The sequence below is a fragment of the Rhodococcus koreensis genome (assembly GCF_900105905.1).
Classification (GTDB): domain Bacteria; phylum Actinomycetota; class Actinomycetes; order Mycobacteriales; family Mycobacteriaceae; genus Rhodococcus_F; species Rhodococcus_F koreensis.
Genome location: NZ_FNSV01000005.1, coordinates 50259 through 74624, shown reverse-complemented (window position 1 = coordinate 74624; position 24366 = coordinate 50259). Strand labels below are relative to the sequence as shown.

The 24366-nt window shown below is 63.4% G+C and carries 17 protein-coding genes; 9 read left to right on the top strand and 8 right to left on the bottom strand.

The genetic code is table 11. From position 1 onward, the window contains the following. Window positions 1-524: 524 nt before the first annotated feature. From BLV94_RS04565 to BLV94_RS04550, 4 genes are all read right to left on the bottom strand, one after another. The gene (locus BLV94_RS04565) at window positions 525-1955 is read right to left on the bottom strand and encodes an amino acid permease (protein WP_072948154.1); all 1431 of its coding nucleotides are present in this window, start codon (window positions 1953-1955) and stop codon (window positions 525-527) included. Between the two features lie 260 nt (window positions 1956-2215). Beyond that, window positions 2216-5599 (bottom strand): NAD-glutamate dehydrogenase domain-containing protein, encoded by a 3384-nt coding sequence (locus tag BLV94_RS04560; protein WP_072948157.1) that lies wholly within the window; start codon window positions 5597-5599, stop codon window positions 2216-2218. A 260-nt stretch (window positions 5600-5859) separates the two neighbouring features. After that, window positions 5860-6831, bottom strand: coding sequence for a quinone oxidoreductase family protein (locus tag BLV94_RS04555; RefSeq protein ID WP_072948159.1), 972 nt, complete (start codon window positions 6829-6831; stop codon window positions 5860-5862). A 164-nt stretch (window positions 6832-6995) separates the two neighbouring features. After that, window positions 6996-8390, bottom strand: coding sequence for an aspartate aminotransferase family protein (locus tag BLV94_RS04550; protein ID WP_072948162.1), 1395 nt, complete (start codon window positions 8388-8390; stop codon window positions 6996-6998). Window positions 8391-8694: 304 nt separating this feature from the next. On the opposite strand from BLV94_RS04550, the gene BLV94_RS04545 reads away from it, so the two are divergent. From BLV94_RS04545 to BLV94_RS04535, 3 genes are all read left to right on the top strand, one after another. After that, complete coding sequence (locus BLV94_RS04545; protein WP_072948165.1) at window positions 8695-10311, top strand: PucR family transcriptional regulator; 1617 nt, start codon at window positions 8695-8697, stop codon at window positions 10309-10311. Window positions 10312-10752: 441 nt separating this feature from the next. Beyond that, a complete protein-coding gene (locus tag BLV94_RS04540) occupies window positions 10753-11181 on the top strand; it encodes an enoyl-CoA hydratase/isomerase family protein (protein WP_255315032.1) in 429 nt (142 codons plus the stop codon). A 672-nt stretch (window positions 11182-11853) separates the two neighbouring features. Continuing rightward, entirely contained in the window at window positions 11854-12489 is a 636-nt protein-coding gene (locus BLV94_RS04535) for a GNAT family N-acetyltransferase (protein WP_072948170.1), read from the top strand. A 696-nt stretch (window positions 12490-13185) separates the two neighbouring features. Here BLV94_RS04535 and BLV94_RS04530 read toward each other — a convergent pair. Continuing rightward, window positions 13186-14319 (bottom strand): IS630 family transposase, encoded by a 1134-nt coding sequence (locus tag BLV94_RS04530; protein ID WP_072948269.1) that lies wholly within the window; start codon window positions 14317-14319, stop codon window positions 13186-13188. A 110-nt stretch (window positions 14320-14429) separates the two neighbouring features. Between BLV94_RS04530 and BLV94_RS04525 the strand changes: the two genes are divergently transcribed. The 4 genes from BLV94_RS04525 to BLV94_RS04510 all read left to right on the top strand — a co-directional run bounded on the left by BLV94_RS04525 (window position 14430) and on the right by BLV94_RS04510 (window position 17758). Further along, window positions 14430-14777: a hypothetical protein gene (locus BLV94_RS04525; protein WP_244163500.1), complete on the top strand. Its 348-nt coding sequence runs from the start codon at window positions 14430-14432 to the stop codon at window positions 14775-14777. Between the two features lie 296 nt (window positions 14778-15073). Then, on the top strand, window positions 15074-15682 hold the full coding sequence (locus tag BLV94_RS04520; protein WP_072948176.1) for a TetR/AcrR family transcriptional regulator: 609 nt from the start codon (window positions 15074-15076) through the stop codon (window positions 15680-15682). 140 nt (window positions 15683-15822) lie between these two features. Further along, the gene (locus tag BLV94_RS47725) at window positions 15823-16845 is read left to right on the top strand and encodes a nitroreductase family protein (protein WP_083395467.1); all 1023 of its coding nucleotides are present in this window, start codon (window positions 15823-15825) and stop codon (window positions 16843-16845) included. Window positions 16846-17575: 730 nt separating this feature from the next. Further along, window positions 17576-17758 carry a chromate resistance protein ChrB domain-containing protein gene (locus BLV94_RS04510; protein WP_244163499.1) on the top strand — a complete coding sequence of 61 codons (183 nt, stop codon included), beginning with the start codon at window positions 17576-17578 and terminating at the stop codon, window positions 17756-17758. 1138 nt (window positions 17759-18896) lie between these two features. Here BLV94_RS04510 and BLV94_RS04505 read toward each other — a convergent pair. Then, entirely contained in the window at window positions 18897-19538 is a 642-nt protein-coding gene (locus BLV94_RS04505; RefSeq protein ID WP_072948178.1) for a TetR/AcrR family transcriptional regulator, read from the bottom strand. 55 nt (window positions 19539-19593) lie between these two features. On the opposite strand from BLV94_RS04505, the gene BLV94_RS47720 reads away from it, so the two are divergent. Beyond that, a complete protein-coding gene (locus tag BLV94_RS47720) occupies window positions 19594-19833 on the top strand; it encodes a hypothetical protein (RefSeq protein WP_083395466.1) in 240 nt (79 codons plus the stop codon). Then, window positions 19757-20971: an MFS transporter gene (locus BLV94_RS04500; RefSeq protein WP_083395465.1), complete on the top strand. Its 1215-nt coding sequence runs from the start codon at window positions 19757-19759 to the stop codon at window positions 20969-20971. The genes BLV94_RS47720 and BLV94_RS04500 overlap by 77 nt, the downstream gene beginning before the upstream one ends. 549 nt (window positions 20972-21520) lie before the next feature. Here BLV94_RS04500 and BLV94_RS04495 read toward each other — a convergent pair. Next, complete coding sequence (locus BLV94_RS04495) at window positions 21521-22705, bottom strand: hypothetical protein (RefSeq protein WP_072948180.1); 1185 nt, start codon at window positions 22703-22705, stop codon at window positions 21521-21523. After that, on the bottom strand, window positions 22702-24288 hold the full coding sequence (locus BLV94_RS04490; protein WP_072948183.1) for an ABC transporter substrate-binding protein: 1587 nt from the start codon (window positions 24286-24288) through the stop codon (window positions 22702-22704). The genes BLV94_RS04495 and BLV94_RS04490 overlap by 4 nt, the downstream gene beginning before the upstream one ends. Between the last annotated feature and the right edge of the window lie 78 nt (window positions 24289-24366).

The following is a 24366-nucleotide window of genomic DNA, read 5'->3' as shown; positions in this document are numbered from 1 at the left end:
GCCTACGGCACTGAACCTTTGGGTATCAGAATTGCTGTCGCACATTCCTCACCCGCCGAGAATCGTATTTTCCGATTTCTTTGTTGGACCGTCAGTCCCCTGGACCGCTGGATCGGTGGTGGCGTGGGTATGCGCAGACTAACTTGTGTATCTCGTCGAGGGGACAAGTCGATTCAGAGATGACCTGCCACAGTCGTTCGACGAACCGTTGTGCTGTCATTCCAAAGTGCACATAGATTTCCTCGTCGGTGGGGCCCCCGAATGGTGCCCACATGCTGGCGAACTCGATAAGGTGCTCCGCCTCGGTGTCCGGATGGATGCGTTTGCGATTGGCTGAGATCGAAGCGGCGCTGCGTCTCTGGCGCAACTGGCGATACTGACGAGAGTTCATGGGAATTCACACACCTGACCGGAACTGCGGAGGCGTTGGATTACGGGGGTCGTCACCGCAGCGAGGGAGACATGGGTGCCAGTCGCTCTCGCCCTGACCATCATCACACGCGGCGTGCGGGCGCTCCCGAGAGTCAGCGCGGGTCTATGATGCCAACGGTCTCGGTCGGAGCGATGGATGACTCGTCATCGGCGGGCGCTCCGTGGGCTGGGCTTCGGTGGCGATTGAGGTAGACGCCGACCGCGATCACACCCGCTGCGAGTCCCAATGAGAGAAACATCTGGCTTCGCGTACCAGGCAGGACCACCATTCCGATGCACAGTCCGACGATCGCGACGATTGTCAGCCATGTCAGGTAGGGGAACAGCCACATCTTCAACTCGAGTCGCGTGCCGCTTGCTTCGAGGCGTCGGCGCATTCGCAGCTGGGACACCGAAATGACCAGCCAGACGAAGAGAACGATAGCGCCCGAGGAGTTCACGAGGAACAGGAAGACGGTGTCAGGGTAGAGGTAGTTCAGGCCCACAGTCACGAAGCCGACGATCGTGGATATGAGGACCGCTCGGCGCGGCACACCGGAAGCGCTGATCGACGACAGGGATGCCGGTGCGTCGCCGCGTCGTGAGAGCGAGAAGAGCATGCGACTCGCGGTGTAGAGCCCGGAATTGAGGCAGGACAGGACCGAGGTCAGGACGATGACGTCCATGATGTTGCCGGCGGCAGGAATACCGAGGTTGTCGATGACAGCGACGTATGGGCTCAGGGCGACCGAAGCGTCATCCCACGGAAGGAGCGTGACGACGATGGCAATCGAGCCGATGTAGAACACGAGGATACGCCACACCACCGACTTCACCGCGCTACTGACTGCCGCGGTCGGGTTGGCGGACTCACCGGCCGCAATGGTGGCGATCTCGGCGCCGAAGAAAGAGAACACCACGACAAGGATGGTCGCGAAGACCGCACCACCCCCGTTGGGGAAAAAACCGCCGTGACCTGTGAGGTTGGTCAGGCCAGGTGCGTCGACTCCGGGCATTGCACCGCAGATCGCAAGCACGCCGACCACGAGAAAGATGACGATGGCCGCAACCTTGAACGAGGCGAACCAGAACTCGAACTCGCCGAAGGACTTCACGGAGACAATGTTGGTCAGGGTCAGCACAACCATCAAGATCAGCGCCCAACCCCACTGTGGTACGCCGGGTATCCATCGGTTCATGATCACCGCGCCCGCGGTTGCCTCGATACCGAGGACGATGATCCAAAACCATGCGTACAGCCATCCGACGGTGAATCCCGCCCAGCGGCCGATCGCCCGGTCCGCGTACGCGGAGAACGAACCGGTCTCAGGGTGGGCGGCTGCCATCTCACCGAGCATGCGCATCACCAACACGACCACGAGGCCGGCTGCAGCGTAGGACACCAGGACACCGGGGCCGGTCTCCTGGATCGCGGCACCGGACCCGACGAACAGGCCGGCTCCGATCACTCCCGCGATGGCGATCATGGACAGATGGCGCTTTTTCAGCGTGTGTTGCAACTGAGGATCGGTTACACCGGACATTTGGGGGGCCTCTCGATGACCAGACTGACCTGACGCGATGGGTGGCGGGTCGATCTGTGTGGTGAATCACGGCGTCGATGTGTGCGAAAACACTGAATTCGACTTGCAGTCTATTGAATTCGTAGCTAGCGAAGTTGTCAATAGTTGATGTGAACAGCTGCAAGACTCTGAAAATGCAGCGACGCTCGACGGTGCGGCTGTGGTCGAAACTCTCAGCACAACAACACCGTCGAGCGTCACATTCATTGGGGAATGCCTAGTCAGCGTGCAGCGTTTTCGTTGCGCGCGAACGCCGGTAGCTGAATATCAGTGGTGATCATGTTTCGGATCTGCAAAGCTGCGACCGACAATCGTGTGACCGATAGCTCGCCGTCCGCGAAGATGGCGGCAAGCGTCCGACGCCCTCGACCGACCTGCGTGCCATTGGACTGCTCCCATGCTTCGACTCTCTCCTCGGGACTCCAGTCTGGGGATGTACTCCCGAGAACGTCACGCGTGAGCATCTTCAGTGACCGGTACAGATCGTCTCGCAAAGCCATGCGCGCGAGCGCATTCCATCGGTCATCGCGGGGCAGTGAGGACACAGCGGCGAGCGTGCGATCGATCTCCAGACGATCTGACAGAGCGAAATACAGATCAGCGGCGTGGTCGAGATAGCTGCCCGCTGCAGAGGCGACATCGACGATATCCAGCAGGCAGTACCGATACAGCAGCTCGCTGATCTCAACCGCCAGGTCCTCCGGTGTGCCTTGCTCGACCCAGCGGTCCACACTCGTCTTCACGAATTCGGCTTCCCCACGCTTGAGGCGGTCGGAAATTTTGGGGGAGAGTTGAGCAACCGGAAGGAGGAAGTGGTCGATGGTTGCCGTGATATCAAGCGGCTGGGGGCGGTTGGTGAGCAACCACCGTGCGGCGCGGTCGAGTAGTCGGCGTGCCTCGAGGGCGAGGGTCGACCCAAGCGGTTTGGGAATGTCCGATTGGCGAATCCTCTCCCAGAGCTTGTCCATGCCGAAGATCGTGGTTGCGGCCACATGTGCACGCACGACGTCGACTGAACTCGCACCGGTCTCCTCGCCGAGCCTGAATGCGAACGTGATACCCCCGGTGTCGACCATCCGGTTGACGGTCTGGGTTGCAATGATCTCCCGCCGCAGCGGGTGGTCGTTGACAGCGTCCGGAAAGGCTTCGGTGACCTGGTGTGGAAAGTACCCGGTCAACGTATCCCTGAAGATGTCGAGGTCGGGCACCTCGCTGCTGAGGACGTCATCTTTGATAGCCAGCTTCACATGAGCCAGCAAGGTTCCGAGCTCCGGGGATGTCAACCCATTCCCTTGTGCGACCCGAGTGGCGATCTCGCGGTGGTTCGGAAGGGCCTCGAGTTCTACGTCGAGCCCACGAGTGGCTTGCAAGTGCGAGATGAGGCGGCCGTCCGTCTGGGCGCGGTCGGAAGCGTGGGCCCGACTCTCACCGAGGACGGCGTTGTGGCTCGCGTTCTCGCTGAGAACCAACCGTGCGATATCGGCCGACATGCTCTCGAGGAACTCGGCGCGCCTGGCACCTACGAGCTGCTGATCCCCTCTGAGCGAGTTGAGCAGGATCTTGAGGTTGACCTCGTGGTCAGAGCAACTGACGCCGGCGGAGTTGTCGATGGCGTCGGTATTGATTCGGCCGCCGGACTTGGCGTACTCGATCCGTCCCTGCGCGGTGAGGCCGAGGTTTCCACCTTCGACGACAACCCGGCATCGAAGTGTCCGACCGTCGACGCGCAACGAATCGTTCGCCTTGTCGCCGACCGAGTGAGTGTCCTCGTCGCTTGCTTTGACGTAGGTGCCGATACCGCCATTCCACAGAAGATCGACCGGCGCGCACAGAATTGCCTGGATGAGTTCAGGTGGGCTCATCCGTGAGTGCTCGGAGTCGAGCCCGAGTGCCTGCCGGGCCTGCCGGGACAGTGGGATCGACTTGCGGGTGCGATCCCATACGCCACCGCCCTCGCTGATCAGCGAGGTGTCATAGTCTTGCCACGAAGATTGGGTGAGCGAGAACATGCGCTTCCGCTCAGCGAAGGAGATGGAGGGGTCGGGATCCGGGTCGATGAAGATATGTCGATGGTCGAACGCAGCGACCAGCTTGATCCGATCGCTGAGCAGCATGCCGTTTCCGAAGACATCCCCGCTCATGTCTCCGATCCCGACAACGGTGAACTCATCGCAATCGGGATCGAGGTCGAGTTCACCGAAGTGCTGGCGAACACTTTCCCAGGCACCTCGCGCCGTGATGCCCATGGCCTTGTGGTCGTACCCGACGGATCCGCCGGAAGCAAATGCGTCTCCGAGCCAGAAGCCGTACTGAGCAGCGACCTCATTGGCGATGTCGGAGAAGCTGGCCGTTCCCTTGTCCGCGGCCACGACGAGGTAGGTGTCCGTGTCGTCGTGGCAGACGACGTTGTCGGGATGATGAACGGTCCCCAGGTCGTGCGAGAGGTTGTCGGTGATGTCCAGAAGACCGGAGATGAAGGTGCGGTACCCGGAAATCCCCTCCTCCCGGGTTATCTCATTGGTTCCAACGCGGTCATCGTTTGTGGCGAATGGCTGCTTCACGACGAAGCCTCCCTTTGCGCCGACCGGTACGATGACCGCGTTCTTGACGGCCTGCGCCTTGACCAGACCCAAGACTTCCGTCCGGTAGTCTTCGCTTCGGCTTGACCAGCGAAGTCCTCCACGAGCCACTGAGCCAAATCGCAAGTGGACGCCCTCCACGGTCGGCGAGTAGACGAAAGTCTCGATCTCTGGTCGGGGGAGGGGCAGTTCGTCGATGTCGCGCGGATGCAATTTCAGGGACAGGCACGGGCCGGCACTCGACGGGGACTTCGCGATGTAGAAGTTGGTTCGCTGGGTCGCACGGATGAGCGTCAGATATGCGCGCAGGATCCGGTCGGCGTCCATGCTGACGACATGGTTGATCCGGACAAGGACGGCGTCGACCGCATCGTCGAGCACGGGCGACGAGTCAGCGGTGCGTAACGCCGGGTCGAAGCGTGCTTCGAACAAGGACACGAGTGCTCGTGTGGTTCGCGGGTTGTCCACCAGGACGCTCGCGATACGCTCCGGGCTGTATGGGAAGCGGGCCTGTTTGAGGTACTTTCCGTACGCGCGCAACGCGGTCGCTTGCCGCCAATCGAGACCGGCGTGGACAACGAGCGCATTGAATCGATCTGAATCGGCGCGAGAGGTCCACGCAGCACGAAACGTATCGAGGAAACGGGTGCGGAAGTCTTCCTCGCCGAACAGTGTCGTCAGACCGTCGCGCGGCGCACCTGAGACGTGCAACCCGAAGTCATACACCAGGCAGCGCAATCCGTCGTCTCGGACCAGGGCGGTAGTGCGTTCGTCGACGACTTCCACATCCATTCCGCGAAGAATCTGCAGAACACGACTCAGTGACACTCCTCCGTCACCGGTGTAGAGCACCATCCGAACTGCATCATCGGCGGTTGCGCCCGGGCGTACGGAGAGCTCGAGATCGCCCTTCGCGAGATCACGAAGAATGCCCCAATCGACGTTGCGTGCCGAGTAGTCGGGATCGACTTCGAATCCCTCGGGCACGGCGTCGGATACCGCCTGCGTCTCCGCGTGGTAGAACATGTAGCTTCTCCGATTCAGATGTTGTAGTGCTGTGGGACAGCGAGTTTCCTAGCCGGAGCAGTGGGATTCGATCCTGGATATGCGTAGGATGCCCTGACGGACGGTGCCACTATCTCTGATCTCCGTGTCAGGTCCGAGAGCCGCATCGCAGTGATGGATACGTACTTCCCTTCCGGCCTCACCGGACCCATCTGTTGAGTCGGCAGGAGAGGCGCCGGAGTGGCGCTGTGGCTGGTACGCGACCGGCCAGCGTCCGGGCGTCAGCCTTCGCTGATGGGAGCGACCTCGATGAGCAGCTTGCCGGCGAGCGACCGGGAAGTCAGGTCCTGCTGTGCCTTCGCGGTGTCCTTCAGGGAGTACCGGCCCGCGATGGCAGTCGAGATCACGCCATCTCGCGCCCAGCCGAATACCTCGTCGGCACGCCAGGACAGCTCGCCCGGACGCGCGGTGAAGTGCGCCACCGACGGGCGGATTACCGACAGCGACTTGACAGCAAGGGCGCTGAATTCGATTGCCGGCGGCGGGCCACTCGCAGCGCCGATCACCACGAGGGTGCCACGCACGGCCAAGCTCTTCAGCCCCGCCTCGACGGTGTCGCGGCCGATGCCGTCGTACACCACATCGACGCCATGGCCGTCGGTGATCTGCTGGACCGCGTCGGCGAAGCTGTCGTAGCCGATGGCATGGTCCGCGCCGGCCTCGAGAGCGATGTTCCGCTTCTCTTCCGTCGACGCTGTTGCGATGACGGCGGCACCGAGATGATGGGCGATCTGGGTCAGCAGCCGTCCCACCCCGCCCGCGGCGGCGTGCACCAGCACAGTGGAGTCCTTGCCGACGGCGAACGCGCTGGTGGCGAGGTAGTGGGCCGTAATGCCCTGCATGAGCAGCGCGACGGCGTCCTCATTGGTGACGTCGTCGGGAATCGCGACTGCCTTTGCCTCGTCGAGCACGACGGTCTCCGCGAAGCTGCCCGACGCACCGAGCCACCCCACGCGACGGCCGACCAAGTTCGCGTCGACGCCCGATCCCACCTTGGTCACGCGGCCGACACCCTCGACACCGCCGACGAAGGGGGCCGGCGCGGCTCCCTGTCGCTGGTAGATGTCGAGGTAGTTCACGCCGGCGGTTGCGACGGCGACCTGAAGCTGGCCGGCGCCGGGTTCCGGAGTGTCGATCTCGGAAAGCGTGACCTTCTCCGATCCGCCATTTTCATTGACAACGATGGCTTTCATCTATGCCCTTCTCTCTAGCGTCCCGGGAGTAGGGAAGCGTCCCCAGGGAGGTAGTTGTACTGGTGGGCCGTTCGATATTTGCAAGACGGCCCGTGACTTGTCGTCGAGATCGACAATGGAACATCCCGCGCGGGCGCCGTTGACCGCGCGTCAGTTCGGATCTGTCAGGAGCCGACGTGCGAATCGGCAATGTCGAGTACCGAGTCGAGAATCGCCAGACCTTCGCGGACCTCGGCCTCGGTGACGGTGCACGGCGGCACCGCGTGAATGCGGTTGAAGTTAGCCATCGGCAGCAAACCTCCTGCCTTGCAGGCGGCGATAATTTCGTTCATCGCCGGACTGGAACTGCCGTACGGGGCCAGCGGTTCCTTCGTGGCACGGTCGATGACCAGCTCGATCGCCCATAGCACACCGAGTCCGCGGACTTCCCCGATCGACGGGTGCCGGTCAGCAAGTCCTCGCAGCCCCGGACCGAGGATTTCGCTGCCGATGCGAGCAGCGTTCTCGACGATCCGTTCGTCTTCCATCACGTTGATCGTCGCGACGGCGGCCGCGGTGGCGAGCGGGTGTCCGGAGTAGGTGAGCCCGCCGGGGAACGGGCGGTTGGCGAAGGTCGCCGCGATCTTCTCGCTGATCGCAATACCGCCAAGCGGGACGTATCCGGAGTTGACGCCCTTCGCGAACGTGATGAGGTCGGGCACGACGTTGAAATGTTCGACCGCGAACCACTTTCCGGTGCGGCCGAATCCGGCCATCACCTCGTCGGCGATATACACGATCCCGTACCGGTCGCAGATCTCCCGAACGCCGGCCAGGTACCCCGGCGTGGGCACCATGACGCCGGCAGTGCCGGGAACGGACTCGAGAATGATCGCGGCGAACGAGTCCGGCCCCTCGAATCGGATCAGCTGGTCGAGATGCGCCAGAGCACGCTCGGTTTCTTGCTGCTCGTTCTCCGCGTGGAACTGCGAGCGGTACAGGAATGGCCCATGGAAGTGCACGACTCCGCTGTTGCCGTAGTCGTTGGGCCACCTCCGCGGGTCTCCGGTCAGGTTGATCGCGGTGTCGGTGCCGCCATGGTACGAGCGGTAACGGGAGAGCACCTTGTACCGGCGCGTGTGGTGGCGGGCCATCCGGATCGCGTGCTCGTTGGCGTCGGCGCCGCCGTTGGTGAAGAACACCTTGTTCAGGTCACCCGGGGTCCGCTCGGCGATCAGCCGCGCAGCCTCGGAGCGAGCGTCATTCGCGTACTGCGGAGCGATGGTGCACAGCTTCGCCGCCTGATCCTGAATGGCCGCAATGACTTTCGGATGCTGGTGTCCGATGTTGATGTTGACGAGTTGGGACGCGAAATCCAGCAGACGGTTGCCGGTCCCGTCCCATACGTATGAACCCTCGGAGGCGAGGATCGGCCTCGGATCGATCTGACTCTGAGCGGACCACGAGTGAAACACGTGCGCGCGGTCGAGTTCATACGCGCGCTCACCCTCGGCGCGGGCGTCTTCCAGGCTCTGACCGGTCGGTAGGAGGTCGAGATCCTGCGGGACAATTGTCGTCATGAGTGATGTAGTCCTTCCCTGCTCAGTTGTGTGTCATGGGGAAGCCGATGTTTGGCGCCACCGTGGATGAGATCGACTGTTTGCAGCCACTACGGCGGGGCCGCAGTGTGCGGCGCGGGCCGCGACGTCAGAGGGGAAGAATCTGTTACGTCACTGTCGTGTCGTGGCTGAAGATCATCGACGTTGTCCTTCGTGGAGGAAGTGCGCGGCATTCACCGGGTCTGCTCTCTACTTTGAGGCCGAAAACCACCTACTGACCAAATCAAGTTGTATCTGTGTGATGTCAGTGTTTTACAATCTGTAAATGCAGCTCTCGATCGCGGACATCCTGGCCCTCCCCGTGATCCAAGAGGGGAAACCTGAGGTCATCGGTGGAGGCGCACACCTAGATCGCACAGTGCGATGGGTTCACATCGCCGAGGTCGACGACATGTCCAACATGCTGCAAGGCGATGAACTGGTCCTCACGACCGGGCCGGCGCTCGCAGTCGAATCCAGGGGTATGTCGTACCTCGAACACCTGGCTGAAGCTGGGGCCGCAGGCGTCATCGTCGAACTCGGTACGTATATCGACGCCATTCCGCCTGAAGTTGCGCGGGCCGCCGACGAGATCGAGCTGCCCGTGATCGCGCTGCACCGGACCATTCGGTTCGTCGATGTCACCGAGCGAGTACACCGGGCGATCGTTGCCGACCAATACGAAGAAGTTGCCTTCGCGCGCACTGCCCACGAGATCTTCACGGACCTCAGCATGAAACGTGCCCCTCTGAGCGACATCGTGGAAGCTGCGGCGGAGATGATCGGCGGTTCGCTCGTACTCGAGGATCTCAACCGGAAGGTTCTCACGTTCTCCGCACAAGGACAGCGTCTCGCGGACCTACTCGCAGACTGGGAACGACGTTCGCGCCTGACGCCGATATCGAATCGCACGTCCGTGGACGGTCCCGAACCGTGGATGACCACTCCCGTCGGTCCGGATCGGCAGGGGTGGGGCCGCCTCGTTGCACCGATCCCGGTCGACACCTCGGCGCGTACCCGGATGGTAATCGAACGCGCAGCTCAGGCACTCGCGCTGACCCGAATGGTCGAACACGACCGCTCAGCATTCGAGCAACAAGCGCAAAGCGGACTAGTCGACGAACTGGCGCGCGGACGCATCGATGACGAGGCAGACGCCGCCGCCCGCGCGCACGCCCTGGGACTGCGGTCCGCGTCGAAGTACGTGCCGATCACGGTACGCGTGACAGATAGTGCGCCCCTGGAAGAGAGCACAGCGCATCGCCGCCAACTCCATATGCTCGACCAGGTGCGCCACAGTGTGCGCTCGGCGCATCAATCGGCGTTGACGGCAAACCGTAGGACCGGGCAGGTCGATCTGCTCCTCGCCTGTCCGCAGACGGGCCCGGCGGAAGACGCGATTGTTGCGGTGTGCAGTGAGATTCGATCCGCACTGAGGCGAGTCGACGGCATTCTGCGGTGCACAATCGGCGTCGGTCCGGAATCGTCCCGGCTGCTCGATTCTGCGCTCGGGCTCGCAGACTCCGCGCACATCGCCGATGTTGCTCAGTCTCTGCCCCAGGACGGCATGCCATACCATCGTGCCAAGGACATCCGACTGCGCGGGCTGCTTGCACTGATCCGCACCGATCCGAGAGTCCAAGCGTTCGCCGAGAGCGAGCTGCGCGGTCTCCTGGACCACCTCGCCCGACACGGCGGTGACGAGCTGGACATTCTCCGTGCGTTTCTCGAGTCCGACCTCAACAAATCTGACCTCGCCAAACGGCTGCACCTCTCGCGGCCGACTTTGTACACGAAGCTGTCAGCGATCGAACGCATGCTCGGCGTAGACCTCTATGACGCGGAATCGCGAACCTCGCTACACACCGCGATCCTAATCTTGGACACCCGTCAGCAGACCTGAATTCACCCCGACTGCCCGACGCCGAGCTCAATGCTCGAGCAAACCCTCATAGCGGCCAGCCAGGAGAGGAAACCGTGCTCAGTTTCTCGTGGTCGCGGGGCATGTCCGCGAGCTGAAGAGAGTCGATGCGATACCCAACGGTGAACTGCCGATTCGCAACGAACGTCTGCCGAGCCAAGCCGGACCAAGGTGTAAAACATGTCCTCCATGAGTGGCGAGTGGCACGGAATTCACCTGTCTTCGATTGCCAGGTCGACGTCAGATCGAAGGGCTCAGGCAGGAGCTCGCCGGTCAATCCGACGTAGCAGAAAAGATGCGCACGACGATCAGGTGTGGCGCACGATGTCCGGGACCCGCGCCGTATGTGGGATCAATTTCCGCAGTTGATTGCCGCAGTTGAGGCTGACCCGCAGGTAAAGGTTCCGATCATCCGCGGGGGCGATCACTTTTCGGCCGCGACATTCGAATCGGCACACCCGAAACCATCATGGCGATCATGCCCGCCAAGCTAGGCCTCGTGTTAGCTATCGCTCCACCAAAGCCCTTGTACGATTGGTCGGTCCTGCGTGGGCCAAACAGATGCTGTTTACCGGCGACCATCTCTCAGCCGACCAAGCACAGCGTATCGGTCTGCTCAACGAGATTGTCGGCACCGACGACCTCGACGCCCGCGTGAGAGGACTCGCAACTACCATTAGCAGCCGCGCCCAGAACACCGTGCGCAGTAGCAAAGTGATAATCGACAAGATTCTCGACAATACCGGGGAAGACGACACAGTCATTGGGCTCTATGCGGACGGGTACGCCAGCGACGACTACGCCGAAGGCGTCGCGGCCTTCTTGGCGAAACGTCAACCTCAGTTCGAGTGAGACCCCACCCGACACTGGTGAGTCATTACGAAATCGTCTGACTGACCATACGATTCAGATTCTCAGCTCCACTACGCAGAAGACACCACACCCGGGTGTGGGCATCAATTCCACCGAAGATCGCCTACCCGATGACCGGACGCGGCGCGTCACTACAGATCAATGAACTCCTCGAAATGTTACTACTCACGTTTCATAGTGCGATCGCGTGCGTCACTATGACAACACGCCGTCGACCAGATCGATCCAGCGAATCCTGACGAGTCCCGCCATCGCACCAGTCCATGCGAGATGGTTTAGCCATGGTAGCCAGTGCGACACAGAAGTCCGCCAGTAAGTAACAAGTGACCGCCGACGCACGCGAGCTTTCCGGCACCCACCGCCGGGATCGGCTCGCCGACCTCGGTACAACACCCCAACTGCTGACCGCCGGCGCGCAGCAGGTAGCCCGACAGTCGCACGTAGCACTCGGTTGAAGCGAATCAACCCGTCACGAAGAGACCCAGGAGAAATCGATGTCCGCGCACCGAAATCAATACAACCAACCCATCGGAGAACCAGTCCACGATTGGACCGCCCGTCGCTGCCGCGACCACGCTCGACGGCACGTACTGCCGGCTCGAACCACTCGACCCGGAACAGCACGCCGACGACCTTTACGCGGCCTACCGCGTGGCGCCGGACCACCGCGACTGGACCTACATGGCTGCCGACCCCTTTACCGACGCCGTCGACTACCGCCGCTATGTCCGGGAGGTCGCCCAGTACCCCGACCGCCAGGACTACGCAGTAATCGACCGTGATGCAGACAAGGCGGTAGGCACACTGTCTTTGATGCGGCAGGACCCGAACAACGGTGTCATCGAGGTCGGCAACGTGATGTTCTCGCCCCTCCTGAAGCGGACTCCCATCTCCACAGAAGCACAATTCCGGATAATGGCCTACCTTTTCGATGACCTCGGGTACCGGCGGTACGAATGGAAGTGCGATAGCCTCAACGCCCCCTCGCGTAATGCGGCCCAACGGCTAGGGTTCAGATTCGAAGGAATCTTCCGTCAGGCCATGATTTACAAAGGACGTAGCCGTGGCACGGCCTGGTATTCAATCATTGACGCGGACTGGCCGACGCTCCGACAAGCCTTCCAGGAATGGCTGGCGCCGGACAACTTCACCATCGACGGTCGGCAGCGGCGTGCATTATCCGAGATACGCGCGCAGGTTGATCGCCACCGGCGCGCAAGTAGGACTACAGGGTTGGCTATGCCTAGCTGCTTCCGATGTAGCGCGACCCTCATACGGCGCACTTAGGCCCGAGACCTTCATCGGCTTGTGGTAGACCCGGCGGAAGGGGAGAAGCCTGGCTGCGTTGCAGCGTCAGCCCGACGGCCACGGCCGGTATCGACACCCACAACCGGAGAGGTTGGGCAGGTCCTCACAACGCTAATGCCCGCACCGGCCGCACGGCCACACCGGCCGCACCGGTCGGTCGGGGCGCCAGACGGTGGAGCGGTGCCTGAGGATCGGGTTGCCTCGTATTCGGGGAGCCACGAGACTCGTCTACGCAAGAGTATCTATCTATACGCCTGACCAGTTGGCGCGTTCCCCACGCAGGAATGCGGACACTCCTGACCGAAATCGGCGCTGCCGTGTACCGTCCGGACCGGTTCGGTGTGGTCCGGGAGCGCCCGAGGTGCGGATTCGACGCAGAGCCTGCCGCGCCGACCGCACCGTCAGCGGTGCAGCTGCAAGCAACTCGTCAACTTCCTGGTCTGTGTTCACTTTGGCGTGGGCTTGTCCGAGTGCCTCTTACATGCCGGGGGTCATCGCATTGAGCTCTCGGCGATTACATGCGACCGTCATGATCGCATCTGCCTTTTCGGCGATGACCCGATGTCATGCGGTACCAGCGTCTGCCGCCCGTGATGTTGTGCGCGTGACGGTCATCGGATCCTCATCTCGTGGAGCGTCGGTCCTTAGTGGTCTGATTCGTTAATTCGTCGGGGGTCATGCCGCTTGCAGGGTTCGGTCGTGGAGGTCGAGTCGTTCGAGGTGTCGGTGCAGGTCGATGGTGGTGTACCGCCACTTGAACGGCACGGAGGTGGCGTTGTACCGTTCCTCGAAGGCGAGCAGGCGCCGTTCGACAGCATCGAGTTCTTCGAAATCGTTGGGCGAGAGCACTTTGCGTTGGACTATGGAGAAGAAGATCTCGACCTGATTGAGCCACGACGCGTGCACCGGGGTGTGCACCATCACCGCGTTCGGATACCTCGCGGACAGCCGATCGATCGCGGCCCGGCCCCGGTGCGAGGATCCGTTGTCGACGATCCAAAACACCCGCTCCGCAGAGGCGTAGGGCTCGCAGGTCATGACCTGACCGACCAGGTCGGTGAACGGCACTATGCCGGTGGACTGTTCGCATCGACCGAACACTCGGGCATGGTGGACGTCGTAGGCCGCCAGATACGCCAACGCCCCACCGCGGCGGTAGTCGTGATTGACGCGCATCGGACGTCCCTTACCGGCCGGCTGGGTGGGATGGCAGCGGCGGCGGGCCTGGATGGAGGGTTTTTCGTCCGCGGAGATCACGTACTCGTCCGCGCCCAGCGCGATGCCGTCGTACCTGCGGGCGTAAAGGTCCAACACCACCGCCGCCTTGGCCTCGAACCGTGGATCCCGGATGAAGATCCACGACTGGTACTGCCAGGGTTTGAGGGCGTCCTGGGCGAGCCAGCGGCGGACCGTCGACACCGAGGCGCCGATCCCGTCGGTCAGTAGCTGGCGGGCCAGTTCCGGGGCGCTCCACCGAGACAGGGGCAGCTGGTGTTCGGCCGGCAACTCGCACGCCCACGCCTTGACCCGGGCCACGTCCGTGGGGGTGTACACCGGTGGGCGCCCCGAGCGGGGCGCGTCGACCAGTGCCTTGATACCCTTGGCGCAGAACCGGGCCCGCCACTTGCGGGCGGTATCGACGCAGATGCCGAGTTCGTCGGCGATGGCCGCGTTCGAGGCGCCGTCGGCGGCCAGCAACACGATCACCGCGCGCAGCACCACCTTCTGCGGGGTGTTGCCCGCCCGCACCCGCCGTTCGAGCTCGACGCGGTCGACGTCGTCCAACGCGACCTGGAACGGACTGACCATCACCACAGCAGCACCATCAGGTCACATTCATCACACATGCCACAACCTTCGCGTGCGACACCCCCGAGATAGGTGACCGACACGGGTGGTCATCGGGCACGATGAACCCTGTGCCGACACCACCGGAATCGACGAAGAACTCGCTGCGCCTTCGGTTGTTCGACCATGCCCGCGCCCGCTGGCCGCAACTGCGTGACGTCGACGCCCGATTTCGAGGATCCTTCGCCTACGTCGACGCGACACTGCCGGACGGCACCGTCCTACCGCTGATGCGGCTGCGTTACGGAGGATCGGCCCGCTCGTGGGGATTCGCGATCCACCTCGCCAGCACCGGCAAGTACCAGGACTCGATCCTGCCCAGCGGCGCCTTCGCCGGCACCCCCGAGGACGCACTCGACTGCGCCTGCGGGCTCTACCTCGCCGACCCCACCGCCTGGCAACAACCCCCGACGAACTAACGAATCAGACCACTTAGTCGACGGAGGAACTGAATGTGCCTGTCAAGCGCCGCCTCAGACACTACCCACAGCAGTAACGCGGCGAAAAATGTTGCAAATTAATACTTGTGCGAGTCATCCTTGCTGATATTGACGACATTTCAGGTGCCACGGCGCGCCCGAGTTCCAGCGACGACAGAGACGTGCGGTTGTTGTCGCCAAACGTGGTCCAGGCGCGCTAGCGGAGTCGAAAAGCCGTTGACCTGGCAATTCCTCGGGGTTTTACACAGGTCGGTGTAACCTGGTATAAATATCTCATGCCGATCGCAGACACCGACGCGCCAGTCACGTTGACGCGGCAAGCGCAGACCGTGCTGGATACCGCGTCGCAGTTATTCTATGCGCACGGTATCCACGCGGTAGGGGTGGATCGCATCGCCTCGGAGTCGGGCGTGACCAAAAAGACCCTCTACAATCGTTTCGGGTCGAAAGAGAACCTTGTTCTGGCCTACCTTCAGCAACGTGAGAATCAGTGGCGGACAATTCTTCACGATCACGTGCAGCGGCACCCTGAACCAGGCATTGATCGAATACTTGCGGTTTTCGATGCGGCGAATTCGTGGTATCCCGGTCGATCGACCAAAGGCTGCAGCGCTGTCAACGCTCGAGCGGAAGAAGGGCCTGATCCGATTGGGCACCTGATTCCGCAGGAGGTCACAGAGCAAAAGATCTGGATGCGTGCTCGGTTCAGCGAACTTTGCGCGGAAGCGGGTTTTACCGACCCTGGTCGGGTTGCATGCCAACTTCAGTTGCTGCTCGAGGGGGCTCTGGTAACGCTCGGCACCAGAGCTTTTGATTCCCCAGTCGCCCTCGCACGCGAGACCGCTGCGTTGATTCTTCGGAATAGCCCCTCTGCAAGCAACTAACCGCTCGGAATAAAAGGTACCGCAACCGGATTCGGTAGTGCGGTGATTCTACGTCGCTGCAGTCAGCCCAATATTGGTATGGCATTGCATCAATAGCTATCGCTCTTTGACGGAACAAAGCTGATCGGAAGGAACGGAAAATGACCACCACCACTGCCGTGACTGTGGATTTCGACCTGGAGGAGGCTCGACGCGCCTACACACCGAAGGCCGAACTTCCTGAAGTCGAAAGCAACTTCGAGTACGACCGCGACAGGTTCTTGAGGCACTCGAGCACAAGGGACATCAACCCCGACCCCGTTGCATTGGCGTCGTTCCTCACATCTGCCTATCACAGCCTCGAAAAGGGGCTGGCCATGGAGGTACCTCGGGCGGGATTCGGAGTGCGCAAGATTCCATCGATTCTGGCCGCGGTCCGGGAACTAGAGGCGACCGGCAACGCAAGTGTTGCAACACGAGGCGCTCGCGGATCCGTCCGATCCTACGTTCGCTTCCACGATGAGCGCGGACTCGCTATGCCGGCTCACCTCGAGGAGGAGCTGCGCGCATTTGCCGCGGAGTCGGGAGATGAACCTCTCCCCGGCGGAGCGGTCACCCTGACCCGGGAAAAGATCAAAGAGGCGACCGACTTCGACTACGACAGGTTCATCAAAACCCGTTACAGCGTACGGCACTTCACCGGAGAAGGTGTCACGCCCTCCGACGTGCGAACAGTTGTGGGACAAGCCTTGAAATCCCCGCGGGTGTGCAACCGGGAGTCGCGTCGCGTATATGCGGCCTATGAACCGGAGTTGCGCAACAATCTGCTCAGCTATCATCACGGCAATTCGGGATTTGGTCACAGACTCGGTGCTGTGCTGGTGATTGCCGTGGATATCCGCGAGTTCGACATGATCGGTGAGCGCAACCAGCCATGGATCGACGGCGGACTGTTCGCGATGTCCTTGGTCTACGGATTCCATGCAGCGGGATTGGGGACGTGTGTTTTGAACTGGTCGGAAGACCGCGAGCACGACCAGGTCCTCCGCAACGCCTTCCACATTCCCGACAACGAGGTCGTCATTACCCTCATCGGTGTCGGACACCTTCCCGAGCAGTTCGACGTCGCCGCATCGCCGGCGCCGGCGATTGACGACGTTCTCTCCGTAATCTCGCCGCGATGACAACGACCCGAGCACCGTTGCTCGCGTAGATCCGCTCGAAGAATGGTGCTCTCACCTGCTGAAGTGCATAGGCTGGCTAGATTTACCTGTGAATGGACAGAGTCTGCAGCGATGCTGGCGGTTCTCCGTCAGCCGCAGACGTAGCTCATCTTGGAATCGCATCGCGGGCATAGACAACCTCTGCTGTGCACCGGAACTCACCAATGCCCGAGGCCCACGCAACACGGCGAGGCGAGACCGTCGGGGTCCGATGTCGCCACCACAGGGGTCAAGCTACGACGTCGTCCCCACCGCAACTTCGTCCTGGAAGGCACGTTCAGCTGGCCCGGGCTCAGTCGCGGCTGCTGACGGATATTGCGTACGCGGACTATGAGAAGTTCACGATCCTCGATGTCGAAGCACAGGGGCACATCACCCGGGCCCGCGCGTCGACCCGCGGGTGGAGGTGACGGCAGGAAGCGCTGCGAGGCGGCGACAGTCTGGGTGGCCGGTTCACTCCCGCGCACCGAGGCGAGGTCCTCGGGGTCGACCGAACGGGGCCGCAACAACGGTGTCGGGGATATCCCCAACGCGGCCCGGTGAGCCAGCTGTTGACGGTCGGTGGTGGTCCTTCGAGTTGGAGGTTCATCGCCGTCATGCAACGCACCCTCGTCGACGCGTCGTCGGCGATCAGCGGCGGCGTCTCGTCGGTGTCCTTCTCGGCCCGGCGGCGCGAGGGGCTGTCGCGGGCGTGTCGGCCGACATCGACGACGGCCGCTACGACGCCCCCGAAGCCCCCGGACTGGACTCGGTGCTGCGCGGGCTGTCGTTGACCGGCACCGACGATCAGACACTGGCGGTGGCGACCCCCATCTTCGACGGGCTCTACGAATTCCATCGCCAACGTGTCCTGTCCGGCCGCGAACCGTCCTGACCCCGAGTGCGGCCCGACCACCCTGCCCCGCTCTGACTTTCATGTTTCGGAGACCGACGTGAGCAGTAGCGAACCCACCATGTCGACGGCTCACGGGGGATCCGGTAGGCGAGCATCACCCACTCGTCGAGACGCTGCTCGGGTGCCGGTATCCGTTCCACCCCCGTGATGTAACCACGGTTCAGATCAGTGTCCATCCGGTCTGGCCGCCCCGTGACCGTCGTTATTCGGCGCCCCACGCCACGTCCCCGAGACCTCTGGGAGTCGTGTCGGGTCAGTGGAAGATCGTCCACACCGCGGCGGCGGCGAGCGCCACCACGACCACGCACATCACGACGGTGAGGACGAGTTCGTTGTCCGCGAGAAGTTGGTGCATCGGAGGAGTGTGCGGTTCCGGCGCCGGTCAGGGCGAATCGACGAGCACGAGCACGAGCACCGACAAACGCGATCGCGAGCACGCACAACCCGGGCGCTGATCGAGCCGCACCGGGCCGCCCACGGGTGAGAACGCGCGAGATGGAACGCCGGGTTTGCGACACCGGCGAGCACGGCGGCGGCGACCAGCACCGACGGCGACGAGGCCGGCGGCGGTCGCCGCGAGCCATCACGACGGCCGCAGGTCATGAGCGTGCAGGACGGAATCATTGTCCATCGCGCCGCTCCGAGGCACTCGAGTCCAGAGCTGTGGACGATGGAAATGTCCGTATTCGACGCTCGCTGACCCGCCTGGCCGACCTGCCTCGACGCCGCGCTGTTCACCGGTGACCGCCGGTGGCCGATAGAAGCCCGCAAACCGGTGCGAGCCGCGACCAGTACTGTGAGACCGCCGGGTTGGGGACGCCAGTGTGCGAGCGGTGCGCGATGACGTTCGTGGCGCACGCTGTTGCGTGCCGTGGATGCCGCGCGGCCTGTGATGTCCGAGCAGGATGCAACGACACGCTGAGTCGGATCCGTGCGAGCACTGTCACCGAACGACGAACGACGAGGGGTCGTTCGAATCTTGCAGATTAACTGATGACGCCCGGGTCCGGCCCGCGCCTGCCAGAAGACACAGTGGAAGCAGGGTCATCGCGAGTGGGTGATCATTTGTTGCCGCGACATTCTTCGCGCAAGGATGCGGATCTCCCGTTGATGGACTTCAGGGACGATATGCTCGGACGAAGGTGTCGACTCCCGCGGCGACGGCTTTACGCACGGCCGCATCCGATGCGGGTTTGGTGCCGAGTGAGGTGAGATCCGGCAATTCCACCTGCGTCAGTGCCATCAGTTGTTTGGCTGCCAGGACGGGGTCCTCGATCGACAGCATGCCGGTATTGCTCAGAATCGCCAATCTCCCCGCCAACGCTTCCACGATGGATTCGTAACCGGCTTCGCGCACAGCCGCGAAGACCGACGGATCGCGGCGAATCTCTGCGTTGACCAACCGAGAGAGGGCGCTCGCGCATTCGCTGCGCTGACAGGCGGTCAACGCGAATGCCGTCCTGACGAGACTGGCTCTCCAGTTCTTGGATCTGACGTCGAGCGAGTGCACCGCAGCGAGCGAGTCGGCGTTGAGCGAGCGCGCCGAGTCGGCGACCGACTCCCGGAACAGATCTTCCTTGCCGCCGAAGTAGCTGTAGATGGTGGGCTTGGACACTCCTGCCGCGGCAGCAATTGTCTCGATGCTGGCCCGCTCGTAACCGACGTCGCCGAAGACCGGCGCCGCAGCGTCGAGGATGCTTCTGCGCTTGTCGACGCTTCTGCGCCGGACGGTCGAATCGACAGTTCCGCTGGTAACCATCTTATGAATCTTAGAGTACTGCACCAAACTAAACCGTGTAGTAAAGTCCGACGCCATGACGGTAAACCAGGTTGCCGAGTCCGACCGCTCGACGCTCGATCGGCGAACACAGATTCTGATCACCGTGTTGGGGGCCGCCGCATTCGGGGCAGTGCTCGACGGGACTGCCGTGACCGCCTCACTCGGCACGCTGACCACGTCCTTCGACTCCACCTTGCCTGTGGTCGTGTGGGTCACGACCGGGTACCTCCTCGCGGCAGCATCCGTGCTTCCGCTCGTCGGGTGGGCAGTTTGACCGCTTCGGTGGCCGCGCGGTCTTCATCACGGGCCTGATCGCCTTCGTTGCCGGGTCGGTTCTCACCGGGTTCGCGTGGTCGGTGTCGACGTTGATCCTGTTCCGCGTCCTTCAAGGACTCGGCGGCGGACTCGTCGAACCTGCCGCAATCGCGGTGGCTGCAGCGGTGGCGCCTCGTGAACACGTCGGCCGCGTCATGGGACGGTTCTCGCTCATCATCAACATCGCGCCCGTCGTCGGTCCGCTGGTAGGGACCCTTCTCGCCGACAACGGACTGTGGCGGGCCATCTTCCTCATCAACCTGCCTCTCGGGGTGCTCATCGTGCTGGCCGCGCTTCGGTGGGTGCCGGCCACCCGAACGCTCGACAAGCCGCCGGCACCAGATTTCGTCGGAATGAGTTTGCTGTCACCGGGTTTCGTGTTCCTGCTCCTCACGATCAACCGGTGGGGTGCCGGTGCGGACGCCGCGCTCGTGGTGGCCCTCGCGGTGATCGGGGTTCTGCTGTTGACCGCCTATACAGTCCATGCGCTTCGAACCGCCAAGGCTCCGGTGCTCGATCTTCGGCTGCTCCGAATTCGAGCGTTCGCCGCTGCACTTCTCACCATGTGCGCGGTGGGGTTCATCATGTTTTCGCAGCTCAGCGTGCTACCGATGCTTGCGGAAGAGGTCTTCGGGCTGCATGGCATCGGTCGAGGGATTATCACGTCCGCACTCGGCCTCGGACTGCTGATCTCGATGGTCAACGCCGGGCGACTCAGCGACAAGGTCGGCCCGAGACCCCTCGTCGTCACCGGTTCGCTCGTGACGGCCGTCGGGCTCGGAACCGTGTCGCTGGTGTGGGAGTCGCTGCCGCTCGCCGCGCTCCTGGCGTTCTACGTGGTGATCGGACTCGGATTCGGCAGCGTCGCCGCGCCGAGCTTCGCCAGCGTGTACCGCACTCTCGCACCGGAATCCGCGGCACAGGGCACTACCGCCTTGTTCATCGTCGTTCAGCTGTTCGCGTCGATCGGCGTCACCGTGATGGGGTTGCTGCTCGATCGTGGAGGCGCCGACATCTACGGGACGGTGTTCCTGATACTCGCTGTGACGGCGTTGGTGGCGGCACTTGTCGGGACTCGACTACCCGGGCGCCCGTGACAAGAGGCTCGTGTGGGCCGGTCGTCGCGTTGGTTCGCACCGGTACCGGGTTGTAGCCTCGGTGGTGGCGTTGTGGGGCATGTGGGCGATCACCCCCAGGACCGGACCGGGAGCTCCGACCCAATATCGGCGTGGTGGGTGACGTGCGCACGCGACACGGAAACGCCGAGCCCTCTCGTCGCATCTGTAGAAAACGGACGAAGAAACATCAACCCGTACTACCTGCAGGATTCGATCGATGACCTGGTCGACAGACTCGTGCCGGCCGCGTGATCGACAACGGTTACGCCTGAACCGCTCGCTGCAGGGTGAACACCTGCCGGCGACACCCACGCCGCCCGAGCATTGTGGTGGCGGTGGCCACTGACGGCACCGCGTGCTCGGCGGTCACGCCGCTGTCGAGACCGCACGAACGATCGAACGTGTTGACAGATCGCTGATCCGGTGCCTGGCATCGGGTAGTCGATCGCCGACCGCAAGGTTTGGATCTACGAATCACACCAATACCCCCCCGCCATCCGTGAGTGAAGTAATTGGTGTCGGTTCCGGTTACCCGGAGCTCACCACGACTTTCGGTGGGCCCGCTTTGCCCGCTCTCCTGGCGTGGGTCCAGTCGTGACCGTCCCACAGGATCGTGTTGTGCGGCAGAATTTTCCCGAGCACGGCGAGGACGCTGGGCGTATCCGCCGTACTGTCGATCAGGTGAGTGCCGGCAGGGAAGTCGACGAGACCGTCGGCGGTCAGCAGGTCGCGTGCCGCGTACCGGGGGATCTCCGCAGCGGGTGACGCAGATTGCCCGCCGACGACGCGGTAGGAGTACCGGTGTCCGCGCAGTGCCTGACCGAGGTCGACGTCGGGGAGGCCGGGAGACCGCAGTGTCAGGTGGGACCGCCCGGCGCCGCCGCCGGACTCGACGAGCGTGTACTCGGGTCGATCGAGTCGATGCGACCGCATGGGCGTGGTCGTGGGCAGCGACAGGTAGTCCTCGACGGCGGGCACGTATGCTGTCGGAGCGCCGTCGACGCCCTCGGCCCAGTCGAGAAGGTTGCGTGGCGAGTGTAGCGGTGACCCGGTCAGCACCGACGGTAGCGCGGTGCCCGCCGCGCCACGGAAGCCGTACGCACGCTGCGGTATCGGTAGATCCGACACTGCCGCGGCGGCGAGCCGCACGATCATGTCGTGTCGTGGGGTGCGGGTGAGGAACTGCGCGAGGAATTTGCGGCGTGCGTCCTCGACATGGCGCAGGCCCTGCCGGTCGACCCGCAGCCGGGCCTGCTGCCAGTTGCGATACGGCAGCAGCGCGTCGCGTAGCAGCACCAGTTGATGGAGCCACTCGTTGTACAGCTGCATCACGACCGCGGCGTTCGGAGATCCGGTGAGGTGTTCGGCCACTGTCGGGGTCCACAGATGCCCCTGGCAGTTGCTGCGCAGCGGCACCGCACCCGCAGGAGTCGGGGCTTGTCGTGCGATCTCGGCGATGCCCGCGCCGAGCACGCGGGCCTGCCTCGCTATCTCTTTCCTGGAATCGTCGCCGGTGGCCTCGAACGTCTCGACCGCGAGGACGGACTCGCGCCCGGACGTCGCCAGTGACGCGGCCAGGCCGTCGAGCAGATCGCACCGGGCCTGCTCGCCCGGCACCCGCGCCAGCACCGCACCGAGCAGGTGGTTCGCGGTGTCGACGAACTCCGCCGCGGTGACCGCCGCACCGGCACCCCAGTTGTTCCATCCGGTCACGACGTGAACTCCGCTCCGTAGAAGATGGGCCGGCTCGACGCGTCCAGGGTGACGCCGTCGACGGACGCGGCCGTGCCGACGACGGCGGACTGCTCGAAGAGGGGTATCGCATGGCCCTGATCGAGCACCTCCCGGGTGGCCTCGTCGGTGAGACGTTGCCGTGCCGCGGGTTCGGTGGTGCGGCCCAGGTCGGCGAGCAGTTCGTCGATCCGGCCTGGCTCGGTGCGACGGTTGGGGTTGCCGGCACTGGTACTGGGGAACACGGTGCCGAGCACCTCCGGGTCGGGCCGCGTCACCGCCCAGCACACGAAGTCGTAGTCCCCGTTGTTCTGCGCATCGACGTTCGCACCCGGGTCGAGCGGTGCCAGGCGCAGGTCCACTCCGATCCGCGCGAGTTGTTGTTGCACGACCTCGTACACCTGCGAATGGGTATCCGTGGACGCGAACACCAGACGCAGCGTCAGCGGTAGGCCGCCGCGGACGCGGACACCGCCGGGACCGGGCAGCCAGCCGGCGGCATCGAGTTCGGTGGCGGCCCGGTCGGGATCGGAGGCGAGTTCGGCGGACAGGTCGAGGTAGCCGGGCGTCACCGCGGAGAGCGCGCTGGTGGCGAACCTCTCGTGGGGGGACAGCACCGCGGCCAGCTCCGGCCGGTCGATCGCGCGACTGATTGCCCGCCGCACTGAGGGATCGGACAGCGCGGCACTCTGCTCGTTGGCGAGCAGCGTGTAGACGAGGCCGGGGCGCGCACGGGCGATCACCGGGACGCCGGCGGCGGACAGCGGTGCCTCGTCCTGGGCCTGGACGTCGGTGTCGATGTCGATCTGGCCGGTCTGCAGCGCTCCTGATCGCACACTGGACTCGGTCATGACCACGAATTCAAGGTTCTCGATGGCGGCGGCGCCGGTGTGACTCGTGGTCGCGCCTGGCCAGGTGTAGTCGGCGCGCGCGGTCAGCGTCGTCGACGAGTTCGGTGTGTGGGTGTCCACCACGTACGGCCCCGACCCGGTCAGCTTCCCGGTGCACCGTTCCTCTGGGCTCGAGTCCAGGGTGGCCGGGGCGAGCAGTCCGGTGGTGACCATGGACGTGGCCTGCAGGAACTGGGCGCTCGGCATGTCGAACACGAACTCGACGGTCCGGGAATCGGGAGTGTCGATGGCCCGCAACCCCTTGGTGTACGAGTGTCCGAACGGGGACTTCGCGCCGAGGGCGCGCAGATCCTCGAAATTGGCCGCGACGGCTGCCGCGTCGATTCGGGTGCCGTCGTCGAAGGTGGCGTCGTCGCGGAGTGTGAACCGGAACCTGGTGGCGTCGTCGGAGACCGTCCAGTCGGTGGCGATCCAGGCGGCGATCTCACCCGTCCGCGGGTCTTGATCGGTGAGATTCGCCACGAACTGCCTGCCCACGTGCAGGGATTCGGTGTACGGGGCCTGATGCGGATCGAGACACAGCGGATCGGCGGACAACGCGATCCGCAGCGACCGTGGGCCAGGCGCGTCGAAGGTGCAGGCGGCGAGACCTGAGGTGGCGACTCCGGCGGCGAGCACGGCGCAGGTGGCGCGTCCGATTCGGGAAACAGACATGGATTTTTGAAACCTTCTGGAGTGGCGGAAACTCGGTGCGCCGAACTCTTCGCGCTCGGGGCCTGCCGGTCTACGGTT

Excerpts from the sequence above, each read along its gene's own strand:
- BLV94_RS04505 (WP_072948178.1), bottom strand. The coding sequence starts at position 19,538 with ATGGTTACCAGCGGAACTGTCGATTCGACCGTCCGGCGCAGAAGCGTC.
- BLV94_RS04545 (WP_072948165.1), top strand. The coding sequence starts at position 8,695 with ATGCAGCTCTCGATCGCGGACATCCTGGCCCTCCCCGTGATCCAAGAG.
- BLV94_RS04550 (WP_072948162.1), bottom strand. The coding sequence starts at position 8,390 with ATGACGACAATTGTCCCGCAGGATCTCGACCTCCTACCGACCGGTCAG.
- BLV94_RS47720 (WP_083395466.1), top strand. The coding sequence starts at position 19,594 with ATGACGGTAAACCAGGTTGCCGAGTCCGACCGCTCGACGCTCGATCGG.
- BLV94_RS04555 (WP_072948159.1), bottom strand. The coding sequence starts at position 6,831 with ATGAAAGCCATCGTTGTCAATGAAAATGGCGGATCGGAGAAGGTCACG.
- BLV94_RS04565 (WP_072948154.1), bottom strand. The coding sequence starts at position 1,955 with ATGTCCGGTGTAACCGATCCTCAGTTGCAACACACGCTGAAAAAGCGC.
- BLV94_RS04560 (WP_072948157.1), bottom strand. The coding sequence starts at position 5,599 with ATGTTCTACCACGCGGAGACGCAGGCGGTATCCGACGCCGTGCCCGAG.
- BLV94_RS47725 (WP_083395467.1), top strand. The coding sequence starts at position 15,823 with ATGACCACCACCACTGCCGTGACTGTGGATTTCGACCTGGAGGAGGCT.
- BLV94_RS04530 (WP_072948269.1), bottom strand. The coding sequence starts at position 14,319 with ATGGTCAGTCCGTTCCAGGTCGCGTTGGACGACGTCGACCGCGTCGAG.
- BLV94_RS04520 (WP_072948176.1), top strand. The coding sequence starts at position 15,074 with ATGCCGATCGCAGACACCGACGCGCCAGTCACGTTGACGCGGCAAGCG.
- BLV94_RS04490 (WP_072948183.1), bottom strand. The coding sequence starts at position 24,288 with ATGTCTGTTTCCCGAATCGGACGCGCCACCTGCGCCGTGCTCGCCGCC.